This window comes from Kitasatospora sp. NPDC051164, from assembly GCF_044455625.1.
In the GTDB taxonomy this organism is placed as follows: domain Bacteria; phylum Actinomycetota; class Actinomycetes; order Streptomycetales; family Streptomycetaceae; genus Kitasatospora.
This window is the reverse complement of sequence record NZ_JBITFB010000018.1, coordinates 12,726-35,307: the sequence shown is the minus strand read 5'-3', so window position 1 is coordinate 35,307 and position 22,582 is coordinate 12,726. Positions and strand designations below refer to the sequence as shown.

Below are 22,582 nucleotides of genomic sequence, written 5' to 3'. Positions count from 1 at the left end.
TCAAACGCAAGAGGCCCGGAACCTGACGGTTCCGGGCCTCTCGGTACGGCGATCCTGACGGGACTTGAACCCGCGACCTCCACCTTGACAGGGTGGCGAGCTAACCAACTGCTCCACAGGACCAGAGTGTTCTGATCTCGTTCACTCGCTTGCGCTGCGAACAAGACAGATCGTAGCCCATGGTGGGCCTCCAGGTCGAACTGGCTCCTGAAGGCCCACCCGCAGCTCAGAGCGTCGCCCTGGCCGCCTCCATCGCCTTCATGATCCGCTTCTCCGAGACCGGGCTCGGCGTGCCCAACGACTGGGCGAAGAAACTGACCCGCAGCTCCTCGATCATCCAGCGGATCGCCCGCACCTCCTCGGACGGCTGCCGCCCGGCCGGCACCGCCGCCAGCAGCTCCCCGTACGCCTGCTGCACCTGCTGCACCTTCAGCAGCTGCTGGGCGTCCCGCTGCGGATGGTTGGGCAGCGCCTCCAGGCGGCGGTCCACCGCCAGCAGGTAGCGCTTCAGGTTCGGCAGCCGCTGCCAGCCGGTGGCGGTCACGAAGCCCGGGTGCACCAGCGAGGCCAGGTGCAGTCGGACGTCGTTCACCGCGTTCAGCAGCACCGGGCTGCTCACCGACTTCAGTCGGGTCGAGGCCTTGTGGAAGGCGATCAGCGCGGTGGCCGTCTTCAGCGTGGTGTCCGCGGACAGCTCGTACAGGTCCGTGCGCACCTTCTCGTGCAGCTTGCCGAAGGCCGCCTCGTCCCAGGCCGGGCCGCCGGCCTGGGCCATCAGCCGGTCCGTCGCGGCGGACACGACGTCCTCGAAGAGCGCGGCGATCGAGCCGTGCGGGCTGTGCGAGAGCGCCAGCTTCGCCTGGTTGCCCAGTCGGCCCTGGATCGACTTGGCCGGGGAGTTGGTGGTCAGCATCAGCAGCCGCCGGGTGCCCTCCCACATCGCCTGCGCCTGGGCCTCCGGGGTGTCGAACAGCTTGATGCCGACCGCGGTGCCCTCGTCCACCAGGGCCGGGTAGGCGCGCAGCGCGTGGCCGCGTGAGCGCTGCTCGAAGGTGCGCTGCAGGACCGGCAGCGACTCCGGCCACGCGGTCAGCCCGCTCTGCTCGATGCCCTGACCGGACGCGGCCGAGGACAGCGTCTCCTTGAGCTTCGGCTTGAGCCTCAGCCGCAGCTCCTCCAGGTCCTTGGACTCGGCGAGCTTGCGGCGGCCGTCCACCACCCGGAAGGTCACCTTGAGGTGGTCCGGCACCCGTTCGTCGTCCCAGGCCTCCGGCGGCACGGTGACCGCCGTCAGCCGCTTCAGGGCGTGCTCCAGCGCCGGGAGCAGCGGTTCCTGGCGGTCCTTCACCCCGCGCAGCGCCGCCTTGGCGAAGTCCGGCGCGGGCACGAAGTTGCGCCGGATCGCCTTCGGCAGCGACTTGATGTACGCGGTGATCAACTCCTCCCGCAGACCGGGGATCTGCCAGTCGAAGCCCTCCGCGGTGACCTGGTTGAGCACCGGCAGCGGGATGTGCACCGTCACGCCGTCCGCGTCGCTGCCCGGCTCGAACTGGTAGGTCAGCTGGAAGCGCAGCTTGCCCTGCTGCCAGTGGTCCGGGTAGTCGGCCTCGGTGACGCCGTCGGCGGCGTCGTTGATCAGCATCGACTTCTCGAAGTTCAGCAGGTCCGGCTGCTCGTGCCGGGCCTTCTTCCACCAGGAGTCGAAGTGCCGGGTGGAGACGATCTCGTCGGGCAGCCGGGAGTCGTAGAACTCGAACAGTGTCTGGTCGTCCACCAGGATGTCCCGGCGGCGCGCCCGGTTCTCCAGCTCCTCGACCTCGCCGAGCAGCTTGCGGTTCTCCGCGAAGAACTTGTGGTGGGTCTCCCAGTCGCCCTCGACCAGCGCGTTGCGGATGAACAGCTCGCGGCACAGCTCCGGGTCGATCTTCCCGTAGTTGACCTTGCGCTGGGCGACGACCGGCATCCCGTAGAGGGTGACCTTCTCGTACGCCAGCACCGCGCCGGCCTTCTTCTCCCAGTGCGGCTCGCTGTAGCTGCGCTTGATCAGGTGGCCGGCCAGCGGCTCGACCCACTCCGGTTCGATCTTGGCGTTGATCCGGGCCCAGAGCCGGGAGGTCTCCACCAGCTCGGCCGACATCACCCAGCGCGGCGGCTTCTTGAACAGGCCGGAGCCCGGGAAGACCGCGAAGCGGGCGCCGCGCGCTCCGCCGTACTCGCGCTTCTCCACGTCGAACAGGCCGATGTGGGAGAGCAGGCCGGCCAGCAGGGACTGGTGGATCCGGTCGGCGTCCGGCTCGGCGTCCGGATGCGGCTCCTCCATCGTCACGCCCAACTGCTTGGCGACCGTGCGCAGCTGGGTGTAGATGTCCTGCCACTCCCGTATCCGCAGGTAGTTGAGGAACTCCGCCTTGCACATCCGGCGGAACGCCGAGGAGGAGAGCTCCTTCTGCTGCTCCCGGACGTACCGCCACATCGCCAGGTAGGAGAGGAAGTCCGAGGTCTCCGAGGTGAACCGGCGGTGCCGGTCGTCGGCGGCCTGGCGCTTCTCGGCGGGGCGCTCGCGCGGATCCTGGATGGAGAGCGCGGCGGCGATCACCATGACGTCGCGGACGCAGCCGTTGCGGTCCGCCTCCAGCACCATGCGGGCCATCCGCGGGTCCACCGGGAGCTGGGCGAGTTTGCGGCCGAGCTGGGTGAGGCGCTTGCGCGGGTCCTTCTCGTCCGGGTCCAGCGCGCCCAGCTCGTGCAGCAGGTGGACGCCGTCCTTGATGTTGCGCGAGTCCGGCGGGTCCAGGAACGGGAAGGCGGCGATGTCGCCGAGACCGGCCGCGGTCATCTGCAGGATCACCGAGGCCAGGTTGGTGCGCAGGATCTCGGCGTCGGTGAACTCGGGGCGGGAGAGGAAGTCCTCCTCCGAGTACAGCCGGATGCAGATGCCGTCCGACGTCCGGCCGCAGCGGCCCTTGCGCTGGTTGGCGCTGGCCTGGCTGATCGCCTCGATCGGGAGCCGCTGCACCTTGGTGCGGTGGCTGTAGCGGGAGATCCGGGCGGTGCCCGGGTCGATCACGTACTTGATGCCGGGGACGGTGAGCGAGGTCTCGGCCACGTTGGTGGCCAGCACGATCCGGCGGCTGCCGGAGCGCTGGAAGACCCGGTGCTGCTCGGCCGAACTGAGCCGGGCGTACAGCGGCAGGACCTCGGTGTTCCGCAGCTTCAGCCGGTTGAGGGCGTCGGCGGTGTCGCGGATCTCGCGCTCGCCGGAGAGGAAGACCAGGATGTCGCCCGGGCCCTCGGCCTGCAGCTCCTGGGCGGCGTCGCAGATCGCCTGGACCTGGTCCCGGTCGCGGTCGGCCTCGTCCGGCTCCTCGGCGTCGTCGTCGAGGACGGGCTGGTAGCGGACCTCCACCGGGTACGTCCGGCCCGAGACCTCGACGATCGGGGCGTCGCCGAAGTGCCGGGCGAAGCGCTCCGGGTCGATGGTCGCGGAGGTGATCACGACCTTGAGGTCGGGGCGCCGGGGGAGCAACTGCTTGAGGTAGCCGAGGATGAAGTCGATGTTGAGGCTGCGCTCGTGCGCCTCGTCGATGATCAGGGTGTCGTACTGGCGCAGATCGCGGTCGGTCTGGATCTCCGCGAGCAGGATGCCGTCCGTCATCAGCTTGACCAGGGTGTCCTGGCCGACCTGGTCGGTGAACCGGACCTTCCAGCCGACCGCCTCGCCCAGCGGGCTGTTCAGCTCCTCCGCGACCCGCTCGGCCACCGTACGGGCGGCGATCCGGCGCGGCTGGGTGTGGCCGACCAGACCGCGCACGCCGCGGCCGAGCTCCAGACAGATCTTCGGGATCTGGGTGGTCTTGCCGGAGCCGGTCTCGCCCGCGACGATCACCACCTGGTGGTCCCGGATCGCCGCCAGGATCTCGTCCTTCTTCTGGCTGACCGGCAGCTCCGCGGGATACGTGATCGGCGGAACGGCGCGCCGGCGCTGCTCGACCAGCAACTCGGCACGGTCGATGTCGGCGGCGATCTCGGCCGCGACCTTCTGCCGGGCCTCGGCCTTGCGGACCCGGCGGGCCCCCTCCAGGCGGCGCCCGATCCGCACCTCGTCGCGCAAGGTCAGCTCGGGCAGGCGGGCGGCCAGCTCACCTATTCCGGGACCCTCGGCGGGGACGGGGGCGGACTGGACTGCGGGAGAACTCACTGCGGGCATCCCTCTAGGTTCGCAAGGAGGCACGGCGGAGCGCACCTCGGTTTTCGAGCCCCTCCAGTGTCACAGCCGCCGACGGCGAATCGCGAACGGCGGGCAACGGTCCGCGGCCGTTGCGGGCTCTGGGGGTTTGAGGAGGTGCTCATGGGAGCCCAGAAGACCGCACGGGACGAGGAGTTCCGGGCGTTCGCCGGCAGCGCGTGGTCGCGGCTGTTCAGGACGGCCTACCTGCTCGCGGGGGACCGGCACGGCGCCGAGGACCTGGTCCAGCAGGCCCTGGAGCGGGCGTACGTCGCCTGGGGCCGAGTGCGCGCGGCCGACGACCCGCCCGCGTACGTCCGCCGGATCCTGGTCAACGAACACGCCCGGCGGTTCCGGCGCAGACCGGTCGAACAGCTCGTGCACGCCGTCCCGGACCGGGCCGCACCGGCCGGGGCCGACCCGGACGACCGGGCCGCGCTGCTCGCCGCGCTCGGCGCACTGCCGCCGCGCCAGCGCCAGGCCGTCGTCCTGCGCTACTGGGAGGACCTCACCGAGACCCAGACCGCGGCGGCCATGGGCTGCTCGGTCGGGACGGTCAAGAGCCAGGCGGCCCGAGGGCTCGCCAAGCTCCGGCAGGCCTCCTCACTCAGCGGACTGACCACGATCGGAGGCGGAAGATGAACAAGGAATCGATGACCGGGGGCCCCGCGGGCGCCGGGGACGACGCGGCGGAGGCCGCGCGGGCCCTCGGCGAACTGGCCGGGAGCGTCGACATCGGGACGGTGCCGTACGACCGGCTGCTCAGCGGAGGGCGGCGCCGGCTGCGCCGTCGGCGGCTGCTGACCGCCGGAGCGGCCGCGGTGCTGGTCGCGGCGGTCGTCGGCGGCGGGGCGGTGCTCGGCGAGCGCGGCCGGCAGGCGGTCTCCTCCGTGGCGGTGGCGGCCTCGGCGTCCGGCTCGGCCCCGGCTTCCGCGGCGGCCACCCCCACCGAGCCCGCGCGGGACCCGTTCACCCCGATCCGGGTCAAGGTCGGCGAAGGCACCGCCAACGGCCACACCTGGCAGGCCTGGGCCGCCCTGTGGCCGGCCGCCCCCACCAAGGAGGACGCCTACCGGCAGGAGGAGCTGCGCTGGGAGGACCGGCACACCGCCATCCCACAGCTGCCGAAGATGACGAACGGCGAGGTCGACCGCCACTGGCGGGCCGACCTGGACGAGGTGAACCTCTACCTCACCCTCGACGGCCGGCGGCAGGTGGACGACACCGTGCACCAGACCGTCGTGCCGGCGAAGCCGGGCGCCGGGGCCGCCGCCGGGTCCGTCCCCGCCTCCGCCTTCTCCGGCGGGGGGGCGATGCTCGGCGCCAAGGGCGGGGAGCTGGGCGCCTCGCCGGTGGTGGTCGCCGGAGTCACGCCCGAGGTCGCGAAGGTCGTGGTCACCTGGCAGACCGGCGGCTCCACCGAGGCGGTGCCGGTCGCCGTCGGCGACTCCACGACCCGCTGGGTCGCCATCCCGAAGAAGCCGGGCTCGGACGCCAAGACCTTCACCCTCTATGCCGCCGACGGCACGGTCCTCGGCACCGACGACAACTGGTTCCGCACGTCCTGAGCCGCCCTCCGCCGTCCCGGACCGCCCGCCTCGTCCGAATAGTCGGTGCCGTGCGGCACAGTGGCCCCGATCGACCTGATGTGCCGTCAAGGGTCGGAGCGGTGCCGACCGATGGGCAACACCACCGGGTTCCACCCGAAGCGGCTGAGCCGGATCCCCGAGGTCCTCGCCGGGCACGTCGAGCGGGGCGGGGTGCCCGGCCTGGTGGCCGCCGTGGCTCGTGACGACTAGCTGCACGTCACCGTGCTCGGCAGCCACGACACTGCCGGCACTGCCCCGATGCGCCGGGACACCCTGTTCCGGATCGCCTCGATGTCCAAGCCGGTCACCGCCGTGGCCGCGCTCACCTTGGTCGAGGAGTGCGCGCTGCGCCTGGACGACCTGGTCGACGCCCGCCACGACGACCTGGACCCCGCCCGGGCCGCTGTGATCGGTCTCAGCCTGGGCGGCTACTACGCCGCCGAGTCCGCCGCCCGTGAGCCGGGGCTGCGCGCCGCGGCGGTGGTCAGCTGCCCGTACCGGCTGGACCGGGACGGCCTGGTCCCGTTCGTCACCGCGACCCTCGCCCAGCGCTGCGGCGGCTACGAGGCGGCCCGCGCCTTCGTCGACCGGGTCGACCTGACCTCGCGCCGCGGATCGCCTTGCCGCTGCTGGTCGTCGAGGGCGGCGAGGACCGGATCCCGGGCGTCACCACCGCCACCCTGGCCGAGCACGCCCCCGACGCCGAGCTGCTCCTCGTCCCGGACGGCAACCACCTGCTCGGCACCGCCCTGCCGGACTGGCTCGCCACCACCGCCGACTGGCTCACCGCGCGGCTGACCGCACGGCTGACCGGCGGGACGCCCGGCGGCCGAGCGAGGTGAGGGCGAAGAGGAGGCCGCCGGCCAGGAAGAACGGCTCGTAGCCGAAGGTCGCGAACCGGGCCATCGCGTCCAGCTCGGCGCCCGACCGGCTGCCGACGGCCAGGGCGATCCAGTCGGGCACGGACGGCGCGGCGTGCAGCACCAGCAGCGCGGTGGTGCCCCACAGCGCACCGGTCAGCAGCCGCGCCGGCACCCGCCCGCCCCACCGCCGCACCGGCGCCAGCGCCACCGCCGCAGCCACCGCGCACAGCGGGATCGCGATCACGTCGATCACCAGCAGCGGCGTGCTGCTCCACACCGAGCGGCCCTCCGGCAGCCCGAGCCGCCCGTCGGCCAGCCAGTACACGTGCACCAGCGCGAAGGCCACCGCCCAGCCCGCCGCCACGTACCCGGCCCCCGCCGCCACCCGGTTCCAGCCCGTGTCCCTCGTCGTCTCCATGCCCCCACGGTCCCGCCCCGCCCCACCCCGACGGATCGTCCCGCCGGTGGTTCCCCCTCCCCCTGCGGGGGGATCTCGGGCGGCGCGGGGCCGGTACGGCAGCAGGCCGTCGGTGGCCGGCTCGAAGCCGAAGGGGTCCGGGACGCGCAGCGTCTCCCCGAAGCCGATGTCCTCGCGCCGGTGGTGGCGGGTGGCGTCCGGCCTGCTGAAGAAGGGCCGACGTCGGGCGGGATCAGATCGGTGTTCTCGCCGGGCAGCAGCCCGTGGCCGGGCCTGCGGAACGACGAAGCCCCCGTAGCGAATTCGCTACGGGGGCTTCCCGGTTGTGGCCAGGGCCGGGGTCGAACCGGCGACCTTCCGCTTTTCAGGCGGACGCTCGTACCAACTGAGCTACCTGGCCGTACTGCACCGTCTCTTGCGAGACGAGCGATCCCGACGGGACTTGAACCCGCGACCTCCACCTTGACAGGGTGGCGAGCTAACCAACTGCTCCACGGGACCTGGTAGTGGCGAACCACTAAGGTCTTGCGGCACTGACTTTACTACGGTACTGCGTGCCCCCAACGGGATTCGAACCCGTGCTACCGCCTTGAAAGGGCGGCGTCCTGGGCCACTAGACGATGAGGGCTTGCGGCCTGTCCCGCTGTTTCCAGCGTTCGGGGACGTCGAGAAGCATATGGGATGTCGGGCGGAACGCCAAAACGGGTTTCGGCCGGCCGGTGGAGCGGGGGCGGGGCGGGGCTGCGGAGGGGGTCAGGACCAGCCGAGCTCGTCGAGTTCGTGGTCGTCGAAACCGAAGTGGTGGGCGACCTCGTGGATCACGGTGGTGCGGACCTCCTCGACCACCTGCTCGCGGGTCTCGCAGTGGCGGAGGGTGGGGCCGCGGTAGATCAGGATGCGGTCGGGCAGGACGCCGGCGTACCACTCGCCGCGTTCGGTGAGCGGGGTGCCTTCGTAGAGGCCCAGGAGTTCGGGGTCGCTCGGGTCGGGTTCGTCCTCGACGAAGATCGCGACGTTGTCCATCATGGCCGCGAGCTGCGGGGGGATCTGGTCGAGCGCGTCGCTGACCAGCGTCTCGAACTCTTCCCGGGTCATCTCCACCGGATCATTGTCGGGTCTGGGGTGACGGTGTGCCAGGTGGCGGAGGTCGGTGTTTGATGGGGCTATGACGACCTCGGAGGGCGCGTTGGACGGCACGGTGGACGGTCCGCCCCGGACGCCGCCGCCGGTCGCGGCCCGGGTGCGGAACCGGCCGCCGGTGTTGCGCGGGCAGGGGCCCGCCGTGGCGGCGGTCGCGGCCGGCGGGGCGATCGGGGCGGTGGCCCGGTACGCGGCGGGGCTCGGCTGGCAGACCGGGCCGACGGCCTTCCCGTGGACGACGCTGCTGGTCAACGTGGTCGGCTGCGCGGTGATCGGGGTGTTCCTGGTGGTGATCACCGAGGGGCGCCAGGCGCATCCGCTGGTGCGGCCGTTCTTCGGCACCGGCGTGCTGGGCGGGTTCACCACCTTCTCGACGTACGCGGTGGACGTCCGGCGGCTGTTGGAGGTGGGCCGGCTCGGGCCGGGGCTGGCGTACCTGGGGCTGACGCTGCTGGGCGCGCTGGTCGCGGTGTGGGCGGCGGCCGGGCTGACCCGGCGTCTGATCCACCGCGCGGTGCGCCGCGGAGCCGTGCGGGGCGGCGCCGCGACCGGCGGGGGCGCGCGGTGACCCGGCTGGGCGGGCCGGCGCTGCGGCTGACGGTGCTGGTCGGCGAGAGCGACCGGTGGCACCACCGCCCGCTGTACAGCGAGATCGTGCACCGGGCGCGGGCGGCCGGGCTGGCCGGGGCGAGCGTGTTCCGGGGGATCGAGGGGTTCGGGGCGTCGTCGCTGGTACACACCACGCGGCTGCTGTCGCTGAGCGAGGACCTGCCGGTGGCGGTGGTGATCGTGGACGAGGAGGAGCGGGTGCGGGCGTTCCTGCCGCAGCTGGACGGGCTGGTGGCGGAGGGCCTGGTGCTGCTGGACCGGTGCGAGGTCGTGACCTACACCGGGCGCGGACCGGACGGGCGTTCGGGTGACGGCGCGGGTGGCGGCTCGGGCGAGGGTTCGGGTCGGGGGTCGGGCGAGGGTTCGGGTCGGGAGGAGTCGGCGGGGTGAACTGGCTGCTGGTGGTGGCGGGCGCGGTGGTCGGCGCGCCGATGCGGTATCTGACCGACCGGGCGGTGCAGTCCCGGCACGACTCGGTGTTTCCGTGGGGGACCTTCACGGTGAACGTGGTCGGCTGCCTGATCCTCGGGACGGTGACCGGCGCGGTGGCGGCGGGCGCGGCGTCCTCGCAGGTCCAGCTGCTGCTGGGGACGGGCCTGTGCGGTGCGCTGACCACGTATTCGACCTTCTCGTACGAGACGCTGCGGCTGGCCGAGACCGGTGCCGGGCGGTTCGCGCTGGCGAACGTGGCCGGCAGCGTGGTGGCCGGGCTGGCCGCGGTGTACGCCGGGGCGGAGCTGGCCTCGGCGCTGTGGGGCTGAGGCTTCGGGGCGGATGCTTCGGGGCCGAAACTCCTGGGCTGAGGCGGCGCCCTCGGTGGGAGACCGGGGGCGAACTGCCGCCCTGCCCGTGTCCCGCCGGGCCGGGCGCGCGTTGGGCACCGAAAGCGGCCGCGCGTGAGTGGGCGGCCCGGGTGGGGCGGTAGAGAGGGACCTCGGTGGCTTCGGTGCGGGCGGTTCGGGCAGGACGAGCGGTTCGGGCAGTGCGAGCGGTTCGGGCAGTGCGAGCGGCGCGGGCGGTGCGGGTGCGGAACACGGCGGTGCTGCGCTCACGGGCGGTGCGGGCGGCGGCGGTGCTGACGGTGGCCGGAATGGGGCTGACCGGGTGCATGTCGGTGGGCCCGGCGGCGGAGGAGAAGCACGGCGGGGTGGCGCCGGTCGGGCAGGCCGGTGCTGCGGCCCGGCCGGCGGCGACGGGCGGGCCGTCGGCCTCGCCGGGGGCCGGGCACCCGGGCGGTGTGTCGGGGCGCCCGGAGCGGCCGGGGGGCCCGCAGGCCGAGAACGCCCCGGGCGGGGCCACGGCTTCGACGCCGGGCGAGGTGGCGCCCGGGGCGAGTGGCACGGTGACCGGAGTGGTCCCGGTGCCGGGGGCTCCAGCGGGTGCGCCCGGTGGTGGTTCGGCGGGCGCGGTGGACACCAGCCCGGCGCCGCACCCCGGCGGTGGCGCGTCGACCGGCTCCGGCGGCACGACGGGCTCCGGCGGGACGGGCGGGACCGGCGAGGGCCGCTCCGGCGGTTCGGCGGGCTCCCCCTCGGCCACCCCGAGCAGCCGCCCGTCGAGCACCCCCGAGCCCGAGCACACCTCGCCCGCCGCGACCGTCCCGCCGGGCCCGGAACCCTCGTCGGGCAGCTCCGGTTCCCCGGCGCCGAGCCCGCGCGCCGCCGGGCACTAGCGGTGGGCGCCGGGGGTGGGCACTGGGGGATCAACCAGGGCATTTGCCTCCGCCCCCCCGGGTCCTCTATGGTGGTAGATCGTTCGTTTGATTCATTTGACTGGCGCCCTAATTCATCTGGCGCCCTTGGCGCGTTCCGGCGATCCGTGGCTGACCGCATAGAGGCGGTTGTGAAACAGAACCCCGGACTTTGGCGCGTGCCACTTCCGGAAGGTTTTGCATGTCTCTCGTTGACGACGCCCGCTTCGCCATGCCCGCGAACGAGGCCGCCGCCGATGTCACCGACACCATCGACACCATCGACACCGCCGCGGACGAGGTGATCGCCGAGGCCGTGGAGGCCACCGAGGAGGCGGCCGCCGAGCCGACCCTCACCTTCGGCGACCTGGGCCTGCACGACGACGTCGTGCGCGCCCTCGCCAAGCGCGGCGTCACCACCCCGTTCCCGATCCAGGCCGCGACCATCCCGGACGCCCTGGCCGGCAAGGACGTGCTGGGCCGTGGTCGTACCGGCTCCGGCAAGACCCTCAGCTTCGGCCTGCCGCTGCTGACCCGCCTCGCCGACGGCGAGCGCACCAAGCCCAAGCACCCGCGCGGCCTGATCCTGGTCCCGACCCGCGAGCTCGCCATGCAGGTGGCCGACGCCCTGGAGCCGTTCGGCTCGGTGCTCGGCCTCAAGCTCAAGGTCGTCTGCGGCGGTACCTCGATGTCGAACCAGATCTACGCGCTGGAGCGCGGCGTCGACGTCCTGGTCGCCACCCCGGGCCGCCTGCGGGACCTGCTGAACCGCGGCAGTGCCAAGCTCGCCGACGTCCAGACCGTCGTGCTCGACGAGGCCGACCAGATGGCGGACATGGGCTTCCTGCCCGAGGTCACCGAGATCCTCGACCAGGTTCCGGCCGGCGGCCAGCGCCTGCTGTTCTCCGCCACCCTGGAGAACGAGATCGACACCCTGGTCAAGCGCTACCTGAAGAACCCGGTCACCCACGAGGTCGACCCCTCGGCCGGCGCCGTCACGACCATGACCCACCACATCCTCGTGGTGAAGCCCAAGGACAAGGCGCCGATCACCAACGCGATCGCCGCCCGCAAGGGCCGCACGATCATCTTCGTCCGCACCCAGATGGGCGCCGACCGGGTCGCCGAGCAGCTGATCGAGGCCGGTGTGAAGGCCGACGCGCTGCACGGCGGCATGACCCAGGGCGCCCGTACCCGTGTCCTCGGCGACTTCAAGGACGGCTACGTCAACGTCGTCGTCGCCACCGACGTCGCCGCCCGCGGCATCCACGTCGACGGCATCGACCTGGTCCTGAACGTGGACCCGGCCGGCGACCACAAGGACTACCTGCACCGCTCCGGCCGCACTGCGCGGGCCGGCCGCTCCGGCGCCGTCGTCACCCTGGTGCTGCCGCACCAGCGTCGCGGCATCTTCCGTCTGATGGAGGACGCGGGCGTCGACGCCAGCCGCCACATCCTGGACCACGCCTTCGACGCGGAGGTCGCCCGGATCACCGGCGCCCGTTCGCTGACCGAGGTCCAGGCGGAGAGCGCCGCCAACATCGCCGGTGCCGCCGAGCGTGAGATCGCCGACATGACCCGCCAGCTGGAGCGCGCGCAGCGTCGCGCCACCGAGCTGCGCGAGGAGGCCGACCGCCTGGCCGCCCGTGCGGCGCGCGAGCGGGCCGACCTGGGCATCGAGGACGAGGAGCCGGCCGCCGACGAGACCGGCGAGCCGACCGAGGCCGCTGCCGCTCCGGCCGCTGCCGAGGCCCCCGCTTCCGCGCCGAAGGCCGAGGACCGCGCCTCCGCGCCGAAGACCGAGGACCGCGCCCCGGCGTACCGCGAGGCGCGCAGCGAGCGTCCGGCCTTCGGCCGCGACCGGGACCGTGACCGTGACCGTGGCGACGACCGTCGCTCCGGTGGTTTCAACCGTGACCGTGGTGGCGAGCGTGGCGGCTTCGGCGGCCGCGACCGTGACGACCGTCGCTCCGGTGGCTTCGGCGACCGTGACCGTGGCGGCGACCGCGGCGGCTTCAACCGCGACCGTGGCGACGACCGTCGCTCCGGCGGCTTCGGTGGCCGTGACGACCGTCGCTCCGGTGGCTTCGGCGACCGTGACCGTGGCGGCGACCGCGGTGGCTTCAACCGTGACCGTGGTGGCGAGCGTGGCGGCTTCGGCGGCCGCGACCGTGACGACCGTCGCTCCGGTGGCTTCGGCGACCGTGACCGCGGTGGCGACCGCGGCGGCTTCAACCGCGACCGTGGCGACGACCGCGGCGGCCGTTCCTTCGGTGACCGTCCGGCCCGTTCCTTCGGTGACCGTCCGGCCTTCGGCCGTGACGAGCGTGGCGGCAGCAGCAGCAGCCGTCCGTTCGCCCGCCGCGACGACCACCGCTCCGGCGGCCGTCCGCAGGCCGACCGCGGTGGGTTCAACCGTGACCGTGGTGGCTTCGGCGACCGCGACCGTGGCGCCGACCGCGGTGGCTTCAACCGCGACGACCGCAAGCCGCGCTGGAAGAACTGACGTCGTACGGGCGGTAGTCGACCGCCCGCCCGGCTGAACGTACGAAGGGCCCGCTCCGTCCCCCGGAGCGGGCCCTTCGCGTTCCCCCGATACCCCCCGACACCTCGTCATGCTCCCCCCGAGGTGTTGTTCTGGAAGTGAGAATAACCTGTGGCGCGCGGACGCGGTAGTCCCGTAGCGTCCGGAGCATGAGCAGCAGACTGCAGGACGTGGCACGGGTGAACGAGGAGATCGCCGAGCGGGGGGACTACCGGACGGCCGGCGGCGAACCCGTGCGGGTGGGGAAGCAGTTGACGGCGGCGCAGGCCGGCACGGTGTCGTACACGCCGCAGGCGCTGGACGCGCTGGTGGCGGCGGGCGAGCCGGGCCCGGGGCCGCGCGGCAGCGTCGAGGTGACGGCCGAGGGGAGCATCGAGGCCGCCCGGCGGCTGGTCGAGGCCTTGGCCGGCCCGGTCGGGGTGCTGAACTTCGCCTCCGCGCGCAACCCCGGCGGCGGGTACCTGCGCGGGGCCCGCGCCCAGGAGGAGGACGTGTGCCGCAGCGCGCTGCTGTACAGCTGCCTGCTGGAGGCGCCGGACTACTACGAGGCGCACCGGGCCTCCACCGACCTCCGGTACAGCCACCGGGTGATCGTCTCGCCCGACGTGCCGGTGATCCGGGACCGGCGCGGAGACCTGCTGGCGCAGCCGTACCCGGTCACCTTCCTGACCTCGCCCGCGCCCAACGCCGGGCAGCTGGAACGGCGTTCGCCCGGTACGGACGTGCGGGGCGTGCTCGCCGAGCGGGCCGTCCGGGTGCTCGCGGCGGCGGCCCGGCACGAGGTGCGCGCGCTGGTGCTCGGCGCCTGGGGCTGCGGGGTGTTCGGCAACGACCCGGCCCGGGTCGCCGAGGCCTTCGAGGCCGCGCTGGCCCGGTACGGGGCGGCCTTCGAGCGGGTGGTGTTCGCGGTCTGGGACCGCTCGCCGGTCTCGGCGAACCGGGCCGCCTTCGAGGCCCGGTTCGGCAAGGGGAAGCAGTAGCGGGAGCGGCGGGCCGTCCCGTTCGGCGGGCCGCCGGTTACCGCGGGCCGACTACCGCGGGCCGGCTACCGCTTGCGGGCGGACAGCGCCGTCGCGGCCGTGGAGGCCGCCACGACCACACCGGTGACGGCGAAGACGGACGGCCAGGCGCCGATCTTCTTCGCCAGCGGGTGCGAGCCGCCGAAGGCCGCCACGTACAGGCCGGTCAGCGCCGCCGCGGCGCCCGGGCCCGAGCTGCGGCGCCACTGCGCGGCCGCCCCGGCGCCGGCCACCGCCAGCACCGCGCCGCCCAGTTCGCGCCGGCCGGTCCAGCGGGCGACGCCGTAACCACCGACCAGACCGCTCGCCGCGGTCAGCGCGGCGGGCGCGGCGGCCGCGAGCACGTTCGGGACCTTCGCCATCGTCGACTCCACTCCTCGGGGCTGTGTCGGATTCCGACCCTAACCCGACCGGGCCGGCGAACCTCCGGGGCCTGCGGCTCGTCGGTACGCCCGCTACCGGAAGGCCTCCGCGGGGGACTGCCCCGGGGCCGTACGGGCCAGCTTGTACGCCGCCTCCGCCGGGTCGAGCACCCGCTCCAGCCGCAGGTCGCCCGGGACCTCCTGGATGAACCGCCCGGCCGACCAGCTGCGCTCGTACGGCAGCGGCTCCAGCACCAGGGTGCGCAGGCCGTCCAGCACCGGGATGTCGCTCGGGGTGCCCTCGTTCCAGAGCCAGGAGCCGTCCGGGGCGACCAGGTTGAAGGCGCCGGTCGCGGTCACCCGGCGGCCGTCCAGGAAGGCCGTCCGGGCCAGCGCCGCCACCTCCGGGTCCTGCGGGGCGCCGGGCAGGTGGCCGCCGCCGATCAGCACGTCGGCGAGCAGGGTGTGCAGCTGGAAGGTGTCGCTCAGGCCGCTCATCCGCAGCAGGTAGCCGGTGCCGGTCGGACGGTCGAGCACCAGCAGCGGCTCGTCGTCCAGTATCAGCGCCAGGTGGGCCAGGCCCCTGAGGTCGTGCTGCTCGCCCCCGTACCGGCCGAACAGTTCCACGAGCGCCTCGGTCACCCCCGAGGCGTGGGCCTCGGCCCGGACCGGGGCGTGCGAGTAGACCGCCCAGGACGCCTGCTGCCACAGGTGCAGCGTCCACCAGCCGACCACGGCCAGGTGCGCGTGCCACTCGTCCAGCAGCGCCGGGTCGGCGATCCGCTCGTGGGCAGCGGCCGGATCGTCCTCCTCCGGGTCCGGCAGCGGGCCGCCGCCGGTCTCGGCCCAGCGCCGCACCAGCAGCTCCACCCCGGTCAGCGCCCCGCGCAGGCCGGCCAGCACCGGGCCGGCACAGGCGACCGGGTCGGCCCCGTACTCGACGCAGGCACCCACCACCATCGCCAGGTGGGAACGGGGGAACGGCGGGGCGTCCGGCAGCAGCGCGGCCAGCCGGGGGCCGGCCGCCGCCCGCTCCTCCGGGTCGGCCGAGCCGAACAGGCCGCCGACCAGGCCGAGGGCGGAGCCGAAACGCTCGTCGTCCCCGGCGGCGACCACCGCCTCCAGTTCGGCCACGGCGTCGAGGAACGCGGGCTGCTGACGGTGCGACGGTATCTGCTCGGTGGACATTCGCCGCAGCATAGGCGGCGGAGCCGGTCCGGTCGAAACGCCTGCCGCGCGGCCACTACGGCCACGAGTCCTGTCGGTGCCCGGTGGCAGACTTCGACCGTGACTGACAGCGCGACCGACTCCGCGATCACCGACGGCAGCTACCTCGTCCGCAACGTCGGCAGCGGCCTGCTGCTGCAGGTCGCCGACGCCTCCCGGCGCAGCGGCGCCCGGATCGTCCTGGGCGCGGACGACGGCACCGACGCCCAGCTCTGGCACCTCACCGCCGTCCACCCGGGCGGCGCGCTCTTCCACGTCGAGAACGCCGCCAGCGGCAAGCGCCTCGACGTCACCGGCGCCTCCCCGGACAACGGCGTCCCCGTCCAGCAGTGGGGCGCCAACGCCTTCGGAGCCCAGGAATGGCTGCTGGAAGCCCACGTGGACGCCCCCGGGACGTACACCGTCACCAGCTTCATCAGTGGCAAGCCGCTGACCGCGCCGGAGAGCCCGGACGGTGTCGTCCACCAGTGGGAGGACCTCGACGAGCCGACCCAGTGGTGGCGCTTCGAGCGCCGGGGGTAGCGGTGGGCCCGGCCGCCGCTCAGGCCGAGAGGTTGGCGCGGACGGCGTCCAGTTCGGCCTCGGTGGCGCCGTGGTGGCGCAGGTAGGCGGGGATCGTGCCGTGGTGGGTGCGGATCCAGGCGAGGGAGGAGGCGAGGAGCTCGGCGCCGACCGGCCGGGAGAGGCGTTCGGCGCCGGTCTCGTCGACGTACGGGACGGGGCCCTTGTCCAGGCCGAGGCCGAGGTTGGAGAGCACGAAGTCGGCGGTGATGTCGGCCTCGGAGGCGCCCAGCAGGGACTGCAGGACGGCGATGGTGAGGCCGGTGCGATCCTTGCCGACGGCGCAGTGGACCACGACGGCCGGCGAATCCGGTGCGGCGAGGCGGCGCATGACGGCGGCGAGCGAGGGCCCGGCCGTCTCGGCCATGAAGGGGTAGAGGGCGGCCTGGTCCTCCGGCCAGGGCCGGTCGACGCCGCCGCGGTCGGCGGGCAGGGTCGGCAGGTTGAACGCCTCGTGGTCGAGGCCGTGCCGCTGGTCCGGCCAGATCTCCAGCTCGAACGCGCTGCGCAGGTCGATCACCGTCCGCAGGCCGAGGGCCTTGAGCCGCCGGGCGCCCTCCTCGGTGAGCGCGTGGAAGGAGCCGGAGCGGTAGAGCACGCCCCGGCGGAGGGCGCCGATGCCGCCCGCGTCACGGAAGTTGCGCACACCGGGGATGTCGATGAAGGCGTCGGTCATGGCCTCCACCGTACGGGCGGGGGCAGACGTGCGGAAGGAAACCGGAGGGGCCCTTCGGTAGCGGGTCGACGCTGTCCGAAATCGGCCCCCGACCCGCCCGGGAACGGCCCTCGGGGATCGTCAGCCGCCCGGGAACGGCGGTCAGCGGCCGCCCGAGACCTCCAGGAACGCCCCCGTGGTGTACGAGGCGGCCGGGGAGAGCAGGAAGAGGATCGCCTCGGCGACCTCCTCCGGCTGCCCGCCGCGCCGCATCGGCAGGTTCGGGGCGACCCGGTCGACCCGCCCGGGCTCGCCGCCGAGCGCGTGGATGTCGGTGTGGATCAGCCCGGGCCGCACCGCGTTGACCCGGATCCCCTCGGCGGCGACCTCCAGCGCGAGGCCGCGGGTCATCGAGTCCACCGCGCCCTTGGCGGCCGCGTAGTCGACGTACTCGTTCGGCGAGCCGATCCGGGAGGCGGCCGAGGAGACGTTGACGATGGCGCCGCCGCGCCCGCCGTACCGGGTGGACATCCGGCGGACGGCCTGGGCCGCGCACAGGAACGGGCCGGTGATGTTGGAGGCCCAGATCCGGTTCAGCCGGTCCTCGTCGATCTCCTCCAGCCGGCACTGCTTCTCCAGCGTGCCCGCGTTGTTCACCAGGCCGGTGAGCGGCCCGAGTTCGGCGTCCACGGTGGCGAACAGCCGCTCCACCTCGGCGGTCCGGCTGACGTCGGCGCGGACGGCGAGGGCGGTGCCGCCCTCGGCCCGGACAGCGTCCACCACGGCGGCCGCCGAGGCCTCGTCCGTACGGTAGTTGACGCAGACCCGGTAGCCGCGGCGGGCGGCCAGCAGGGCGGTGGCGGCGCCGATGCCGCGGCCGGCGCCGGTGACGAGCAGGACGCCGTCGGTGGTGGTGGTCGACATGATCCGTACGCTACCCGGCCGTTGGGCGGGCCACGCCCGCCGCGCCCGCCGCCGCCCGCAGCGCCGCGATCTTCGGCGCCCGGCTCTTCGGCGAGTCGAGGCTGAAACCCCGGGCGTCGCCGAGCTCCTCGCGGACGAACGCCTCGGTGCGCGCCACCGCCTCGCGCAGGGCGTCGTCGAGCGGGACGAAGGGCAGCAGGACGATCTCGGCCCGCTCGGTGTCGTACTCCCAGAGCCCGACGATCCGGCCGCGGTCGAGCACGACGTGGGTCTGGGGGTCGGCCTCGTTGCCGAAGGCGCGGCCGGACCGGCCGGCGGGCAGCGGGCGGGCGGCGTCGGCGGGGTCGAGCAGCCGGGACAGCTCGCGGTGCAGCAGGTGGATGCCGTCGATGCCGGCCAGCAGGGTGTAGTGCGGTCTGCGCGGTACCCTGAACTCGGCGAACTCCTCGGCGAGTTCGGGCGGCAACAGGAGCTCCGAGCCGGGTGCGAGCGGCACCACGCCCGCCTCGGCGACGGCCCGGCGGGCGGTGGCGGCGGTGAAGCCGGAGAACCAGCGGAAGTGCTTGAGGGTGGCCGGGCCGGCCCAGGCGAAGTAGCGGCGGGCGAGGTCGACGGCGTCCCCCGCGACCGGCTGGTCCCAGCCGACGTAGCCGTAACGCTGCTGGTCCAGACGGCCGTTGACGGGCACCCGGCGGAGCCGGCCGCGCGACTGCATCAGCCCGAGGGCGAGCGGCAGGGTGGTGGCGACGCCGCGCTTCCGGCCCGCGTCGCCGAGCGGGCGGACCGCTTCGCCGACCGACTCCCGGATCGTGGTCGGGTCCAGCGGCTCGTCCGGGGACACGACGCGCTCGATGGCCAGGCAGAGCTTCTCCACCTCGTCCCGGCCGACCCCCAGGTGCTTCTCCGCCGCGACCAGTTCACCCGCCGGCGCGGCCGCGCCGGCGGCCAGGCCGAGCGCGAAGTCGGCGGCCGGCAGCACGTACGTACAGCCCCGCGCGGCCGGTAGCTCGTGCACCTCGAGCCGGGCCACCGCCGCGTCCACCGCCGCCCGGCGGATCCCGGCCCGGGCGAACAGGCCCAGGTACGGCGCCGCGCCGCCCACCGAGCGGGCCCAGCCGGTGGCAGCCAGCACCTCGGCGGCGGACGCGCCGCTGTGCGGGCGGTCCAGCCACTGCCGGTGCGACCACCAGGCCCGCAGCTTCTCGACGCCGACGGCTGCCACCGCTTCCATGTGGGGATCGTGCTCCATGCGGCCAGTATCGGCGGCCGGGCGGGCCCCGGACCGGAATTCGCTCGCCCGGCGCGGCCTGTTCCGGAGAGGATGCCCCGTACCTGTCCGCAGCCCGTCCGCAGCCCGCCCGTACGCCTCCCGGGAGGAGACCGCCCGTGCCCGCAGCCCTGTCCCCAGCGGAGACTCCGGGCACCGTCCTGCTCTCCGGCATCGTCGGCTCCACCGCGTACGGCTTCGCCCACGCCGGCTCCGACCTCGACCGGCTGGGCCTGTTCGCCACCCCCACCGAGGAGTTGCACGGCCTGCACCGCCCGGCCGAGTCGCACGTCAGCACCCGGCCCGACCTCACCCTGCACGAGGCCGCCAAGTGGTGCCGGCTCGCGCTGACCTGCAACCCGACCGCATCCGAACTCGTCTGGCTGCCGGACCATCTGTACGAGACCCGCACTCCGCTCGGCGAGGAGCTGATCGGCATCCGGGCGGCCTTCCTCAGCGCCCCCGCCGTGCGGAAGGCCTACCTCGGGTACGCCGACCAGCAGTTCCGCAAGCTGCTGACCCGCGACACCACCGACCCGGCCACCCGCCGCCGGGCCGCCAAACACGCCCGGCACCTGGTCCGGCTGGTCGAGCAGGCCGTCCGCCTGCACGAAACCGGCCGCAACCTGATCCGGCTGCCCGACCCGGAACGGATCCGCGACCTCGGCGAACGCATCGCCGACCGCCCCGCCGTCGCCGAATCCCTGCTGGCCGACGCCGCCGACCGGCTGGCCGGTCCCGGCGTCCTCCCGGCCGCTCCCGACCCCCGCCCCGCCGAAGCCTGGCTTCGCCGCGTCCGCGCCGCCCACTACACCCCGCCTCAAGGGCCGCTGCACACCCCCGGCGCGCCCGCGCAATCCACTGGCGGAGCCCGGGGCCCCACCGGGTAGGATCGCCCTGGCCCTCCCACCAGGCACCACCGGGACCAAGGGCCGCGGGGTACTAGCTCAATTGGCAGAGCTGCGGACTTTTAATCCGTAGGTTCAGGGTTCGAGCCCCTGGTGCCCCACCCGATCGAATGCTGTCCGACCTGGGCGTTCTCCCCTGAGGGGAGGATGCCCTTCGTCGTCTTCGGGGCCGGGGAGGGGCCCGGCCGGGGCGGGCGGGTCGGGCCCGGGTGGAGGCTCAACTGCAGTGAGGCCAGGGGCCCGTTGGCGCCGGAGGTCGCTCAGCTCGCCCGAGCGGGTGCCGGGACGGCGGTGCGGGCGGGAGAGGCTTCGGCGGTGGCGGGGGCGGTGGTGGGGGCGGTGGTGGCGCGGGAGAGGCGGAGGGTGAGGGCGATCATGGCGAGGACGGCGGCGAGGGCGAGCCAGGTGGCGGCTGCCGCGGCGGTGGCGTGGGTGTGGTGGTCGAGGACGGCGAAGTAGGTGCCGCCCAGGACGGCGACGCCGGTGACGGCGGCGAACTGCTGGGTGGTGGAGAGGGTGCCGGCGGCGGTGCCGGCGCGCTCGGGGGTGATGCCGGCCATCGGGGCGCCGATCAGGGAGGGCAGGACGAGGCCGTTGCCGATGCCCATCAGGCCCATGGTGGTCAGCAGCCAGGGGAGGGCGTGCTGTTCGCCGTCGGTCTGCAGGGCGAGGGCGGTGAGCAGCAGGCTCAGGGCGGTGATCAGTCCGCCGACGACGGGGACGCGGAGCCCGTACCGGGGGATCAGGCGCTTGCCGGTCAGCGAGGAGACCATGGCGAGGACGGCCATGGGGGTGAAGACCAGGCCGGAGCGGAGCGGGCTGTAGCCGAAGCCGGTCTGCACGGTGAGGCTGATGACGAAGACGAAGCCGGCGAAGAAGGCCATGAAGGCGGCGTTGACGGCCAGTCCGGTCCGGAAGACCCGGCCGCGGAACAGCGCCGGGTCGAGCAGCGGCTGTCCGCCGCGGGCGGCGAGGCGGCTCTCCCAGCGCAGGGCGGCCAGGAAGGCGGGGACGGCGGCGGCGAGCATCGCCCAGGCCCACAGCGGCCAGCCGGCCTCCCGGCCTAGGACGAGCGGGACGAGGGCCAGGGCCAGCGAGCCGGAGACGGCGAGCACGCCGATGCCGTCGAGGGCCGGGCGGCGGCCGGTGGTGGTGCGGGGCAGGACGGCGGCGGCGACGGCGAGGACGATCAGGCCGACCGGCAGGTTGACGAGGAAGACGGCGCGCCAGCCGAGGCCGAAGAGGTCGCCGTCGAGCAGGACGCCGCCCAGCAACTGGCCGCAGACGCCGCTGAGTCCGCCGGTGACGCCGAACCAGGCCAGGGCGCGGGGCCGGCCCTCGGCGGGGAGGGCGGTGGTGATCAGGGCGAGCACCTGGGGCACCATGGCTGCGGCGGTGAGGCCCTGGAGCAGGCGGGCGAGCACCAGCTGGGTGGGGGACTGGGCCAGTCCGCACAGCACGGAGGCCAGGGTGAAGGCGGCCATCCCGGTAAGGAACATCCGCCGGTGGCCGAGGATGTCGCCGAGCCGTCCGCCGAGGACGAGTCCGGTGGCGTAGCTGAACACGTAGCCGGCGACGACGAGTTCCAGCATGGCCTGGCCGGCGCCGAGGTCGGCGCGGATGGCGGGCAGGGCAACGTTCACGACGTTGCCGTCGAAGCCGTACATGAAGAAGGCCGCCAGGATGACGGGCAGGAGGGGTGGGCGGAGCCGCTGGAGTGGGCTGCACGGACGGGGCGGGCGAGACTGATGGGTCGGGCGGGGCTGGACGGACATCGGGTCAGGCCTCCGGTGAGGGCTGTTATTGTCTGAAGTGCCAAAAACTTGGGCAGGAAAAGCGCCGGGGGTGGCCCGGCGGAGAAGCTCAGGCGCGCAGGTCGTCGACGACGGCGTCGATGGTCGCGTGCAGCGATTCGGGCTCGAAGCCGGCCTTGGCCTGCAGCAGCAGGCCGTGGAAGGCGGCCATCACCTGCCGGGCGAGCTGCTGCGGGGTGCGGTCCGCGCGGATCTCGCCGCGGACCCGGCCCGCCTCGACCGCCGTCGCCAGCGCGGACTCCAGCGGGATGAAGGCCTGTCGGGCCAGGTGTGCCAACTCCGGCTCGGGGCCAGCCAGTTCGGTCACGGTGTTGACGGCCAGGCAGCCGCGGTGGTCGGCCGTCGTGCGGTCCACCCCGGCGCGCAGCAGCCGCCGGATGCGCTCCAGTGGCGGCTGGTCGTCGGCCATGGCGTTCGCGCCGGCGGCGCCCTGCTCCCGGTAGCGGCGCAGCGCCAGTTCGAACAGCTGCCGCTTGCCGCCGAAGGCGTTGTACAGGCTGCCGCGCAGCATGCCGGTGCTCTCGGCCAGGTCGTCGGTCGAGGTCGCGGTGTACCCCTTGGTCCAGAAGGTGTTCATGGCCGCGTCGATCGCGGCCTCGGTGTCGAACTTCCTCGGGCGTGCCATGGGAGGATGATGGCAGTTCTTGGCTGCTCTGTCAAAAACTCCGTCAGACGGGCCGCCGGCCCCGCTGCGCATGCGTATGCGGGCGGCCGGGACGTGCGTAAACGGGGATTTCAGTATGTACCGGGCGTCCGCACGCATGGT

Annotated in this window: 21 protein-coding genes and 5 tRNA genes; 12 read left to right on the top strand and 14 right to left on the bottom strand. The window is 73.9% G+C overall.

Going from position 1 to position 22,582, the window contains the following annotated elements; all coding sequences use genetic code 11:
* Positions 1-49: 49 nt before the first annotated feature.
* Together ACIBEC_RS26030 and hrpA are read right to left on the bottom strand one after the other, a co-directional pair.
* Positions 50-123: transfer RNA gene (locus tag ACIBEC_RS26030), tRNA-Asp, on the bottom strand.
* A gap of 103 nt (positions 124-226) precedes the next feature.
* Positions 227-4,207 carry an ATP-dependent RNA helicase HrpA gene (gene hrpA, locus ACIBEC_RS26025; RefSeq protein WP_396288953.1) on the bottom strand — a complete coding sequence of 1,327 codons (3,981 nt, stop codon included), beginning with the start codon at positions 4,205-4,207 and terminating at the stop codon, positions 227-229.
* 141 nt (positions 4,208-4,348) lie between these two features.
* On the opposite strand from hrpA, the gene ACIBEC_RS26020 reads away from it, so the two are divergent.
* The 3 genes from ACIBEC_RS26020 (at position 4,349) to ACIBEC_RS26010 (ending at position 6,612) form a co-directional block, all read left to right on the top strand.
* On the top strand, positions 4,349-4,867 hold the full coding sequence (locus ACIBEC_RS26020; RefSeq protein WP_360497885.1) for a SigE family RNA polymerase sigma factor: 519 nt from the start codon (positions 4,349-4,351) through the stop codon (positions 4,865-4,867).
* A gap of 11 nt (positions 4,868-4,878) precedes the next feature.
* Positions 4,879-5,793, top strand: coding sequence for a hypothetical protein (locus ACIBEC_RS26015; protein WP_360497883.1), 915 nt, complete (start codon positions 4,879-4,881; stop codon positions 5,791-5,793).
* 243 nt (positions 5,794-6,036) lie between these two features.
* Positions 6,037-6,612 (top strand): alpha/beta fold hydrolase, encoded by a 576-nt coding sequence (locus tag ACIBEC_RS26010; RefSeq protein WP_396288950.1) that lies wholly within the window; start codon positions 6,037-6,039, stop codon positions 6,610-6,612.
* On the opposite strand, the gene ACIBEC_RS26005 is transcribed toward ACIBEC_RS26010, so the two are convergent.
* The 5 genes from ACIBEC_RS26005 to ACIBEC_RS25985 form a co-directional block, all read right to left on the bottom strand.
* The gene (locus ACIBEC_RS26005) at positions 6,598-7,095 is read right to left on the bottom strand and encodes a DUF3995 domain-containing protein (protein WP_360497880.1); all 498 of its coding nucleotides are present in this window, start codon (positions 7,093-7,095) and stop codon (positions 6,598-6,600) included. The two genes, ACIBEC_RS26010 and ACIBEC_RS26005, sit on opposite strands and share 15 nt — an antisense overlap.
* Positions 7,096-7,421: 326 nt before the next feature.
* Positions 7,422-7,495: transfer RNA gene (locus ACIBEC_RS26000), tRNA-Phe, on the bottom strand.
* Between the two features lie 27 nt (positions 7,496-7,522).
* A tRNA-Asp gene (locus tag ACIBEC_RS25995) sits at positions 7,523-7,596 on the bottom strand.
* 54 nt (positions 7,597-7,650) lie between these two features.
* Positions 7,651-7,723, bottom strand: a tRNA-Glu gene (locus tag ACIBEC_RS25990).
* 125 nt (positions 7,724-7,848) lie between these two features.
* Positions 7,849-8,190, bottom strand: a complete 342-nt coding sequence (locus ACIBEC_RS25985) for a metallopeptidase family protein (protein ID WP_316523923.1) — start codon at positions 8,188-8,190, stop codon at positions 7,849-7,851.
* Between the two features lie 70 nt (positions 8,191-8,260).
* Here ACIBEC_RS25985 and crcB (ACIBEC_RS25980) point away from each other — a divergent pair, with 70 nt between their 5' ends.
* The 6 genes from crcB (ACIBEC_RS25980) to ACIBEC_RS25955 all read left to right on the top strand — a co-directional run bounded on the left by crcB (ACIBEC_RS25980) (position 8,261) and on the right by ACIBEC_RS25955 (position 14,059).
* A complete protein-coding gene (crcB, locus tag ACIBEC_RS25980) occupies positions 8,261-8,803 on the top strand; it encodes a fluoride efflux transporter CrcB (RefSeq protein ID WP_360497878.1) in 543 nt (180 codons plus the stop codon).
* Complete coding sequence (locus tag ACIBEC_RS25975) at positions 8,800-9,234, top strand: DUF190 domain-containing protein (RefSeq protein ID WP_360497876.1); 435 nt, start codon at positions 8,800-8,802, stop codon at positions 9,232-9,234. Before crcB (ACIBEC_RS25980) ends, ACIBEC_RS25975 begins: the two co-directional genes overlap by 4 nt.
* Positions 9,231-9,605: a fluoride efflux transporter CrcB gene (crcB, locus tag ACIBEC_RS25970; RefSeq protein WP_360497874.1), complete on the top strand. Its 375-nt coding sequence runs from the start codon at positions 9,231-9,233 to the stop codon at positions 9,603-9,605. The genes ACIBEC_RS25975 and crcB (ACIBEC_RS25970) overlap by 4 nt, the downstream gene beginning before the upstream one ends.
* A 278-nt stretch (positions 9,606-9,883) precedes the next feature.
* Entirely contained in the window at positions 9,884-10,516 is a 633-nt protein-coding gene (locus tag ACIBEC_RS25965; protein WP_360497872.1) for a hypothetical protein, read from the top strand.
* Positions 10,517-10,736: 220 nt separating this feature from the next.
* Positions 10,737-13,040, top strand: a complete 2,304-nt coding sequence (locus ACIBEC_RS25960; protein ID WP_360497870.1) for a DEAD/DEAH box helicase — start codon at positions 10,737-10,739, stop codon at positions 13,038-13,040.
* Positions 13,041-13,228: 188 nt separating this feature from the next.
* Positions 13,229-14,059 carry a TIGR02452 family protein gene (locus ACIBEC_RS25955; protein ID WP_360497868.1) on the top strand — a complete coding sequence of 277 codons (831 nt, stop codon included), beginning with the start codon at positions 13,229-13,231 and terminating at the stop codon, positions 14,057-14,059.
* A 65-nt stretch (positions 14,060-14,124) separates the two neighbouring features.
* On the opposite strand, the gene ACIBEC_RS25950 is transcribed toward ACIBEC_RS25955, so the two are convergent.
* Entirely contained in the window at positions 14,125-14,460 is a 336-nt protein-coding gene (locus ACIBEC_RS25950) for a hypothetical protein (protein ID WP_360497866.1), read from the bottom strand.
* 93 nt (positions 14,461-14,553) lie between these two features.
* Positions 14,554-15,648 carry a hypothetical protein gene (locus tag ACIBEC_RS25945; RefSeq protein WP_360497864.1) on the bottom strand — a complete coding sequence of 365 codons (1,095 nt, stop codon included), beginning with the start codon at positions 15,646-15,648 and terminating at the stop codon, positions 14,554-14,556.
* A gap of 99 nt (positions 15,649-15,747) precedes the next feature.
* Here ACIBEC_RS25945 and ACIBEC_RS25940 point away from each other — a divergent pair, with 99 nt between their 5' ends.
* On the top strand, positions 15,748-16,209 hold the full coding sequence (locus ACIBEC_RS25940) for an RICIN domain-containing protein (RefSeq protein ID WP_360497862.1): 462 nt from the start codon (positions 15,748-15,750) through the stop codon (positions 16,207-16,209).
* Between the two features lie 19 nt (positions 16,210-16,228).
* Here ACIBEC_RS25940 and ACIBEC_RS25935 read toward each other — a convergent pair whose 3' ends face one another.
* From ACIBEC_RS25935 to ACIBEC_RS25925, 3 genes are all read right to left on the bottom strand, one after another.
* A complete protein-coding gene (locus tag ACIBEC_RS25935; protein ID WP_360497860.1) occupies positions 16,229-16,924 on the bottom strand; it encodes a tyrosine-protein phosphatase in 696 nt (231 codons plus the stop codon).
* Positions 16,925-17,065: 141 nt separating this feature from the next.
* Positions 17,066-17,827 (bottom strand): SDR family oxidoreductase, encoded by a 762-nt coding sequence (locus tag ACIBEC_RS25930; protein ID WP_360497858.1) that lies wholly within the window; start codon positions 17,825-17,827, stop codon positions 17,066-17,068.
* A 10-nt stretch (positions 17,828-17,837) separates the two neighbouring features.
* The gene (locus ACIBEC_RS25925; RefSeq protein WP_360497856.1) at positions 17,838-19,076 is read right to left on the bottom strand and encodes a DNA glycosylase AlkZ-like family protein; all 1,239 of its coding nucleotides are present in this window, start codon (positions 19,074-19,076) and stop codon (positions 17,838-17,840) included.
* 137 nt (positions 19,077-19,213) lie between these two features.
* Here ACIBEC_RS25925 and ACIBEC_RS25920 point away from each other — a divergent pair, with 137 nt between their 5' ends.
* Both ACIBEC_RS25920 and ACIBEC_RS25915 read left to right on the top strand, forming a co-directional pair.
* The gene (locus ACIBEC_RS25920; protein ID WP_360497854.1) at positions 19,214-19,984 is read left to right on the top strand and encodes a DNA polymerase beta superfamily protein; all 771 of its coding nucleotides are present in this window, start codon (positions 19,214-19,216) and stop codon (positions 19,982-19,984) included.
* Positions 19,985-20,030: 46 nt separating this feature from the next.
* A tRNA-Lys gene (locus tag ACIBEC_RS25915) sits at positions 20,031-20,103 on the top strand.
* Positions 20,104-20,262: 159 nt separating this feature from the next.
* Here the strand turns inward: ACIBEC_RS25915 and ACIBEC_RS25910 are convergent.
* A complete protein-coding gene (locus ACIBEC_RS25910; protein WP_360497852.1) occupies positions 20,263-21,777 on the bottom strand; it encodes an MFS transporter in 1,515 nt (504 codons plus the stop codon).
* A gap of 88 nt (positions 21,778-21,865) precedes the next feature.
* Complete coding sequence (locus ACIBEC_RS25905; RefSeq protein WP_360497850.1) at positions 21,866-22,441, bottom strand: TetR family transcriptional regulator; 576 nt, start codon at positions 22,439-22,441, stop codon at positions 21,866-21,868.
* Positions 22,442-22,582: the final 141 nt, after the last annotated feature.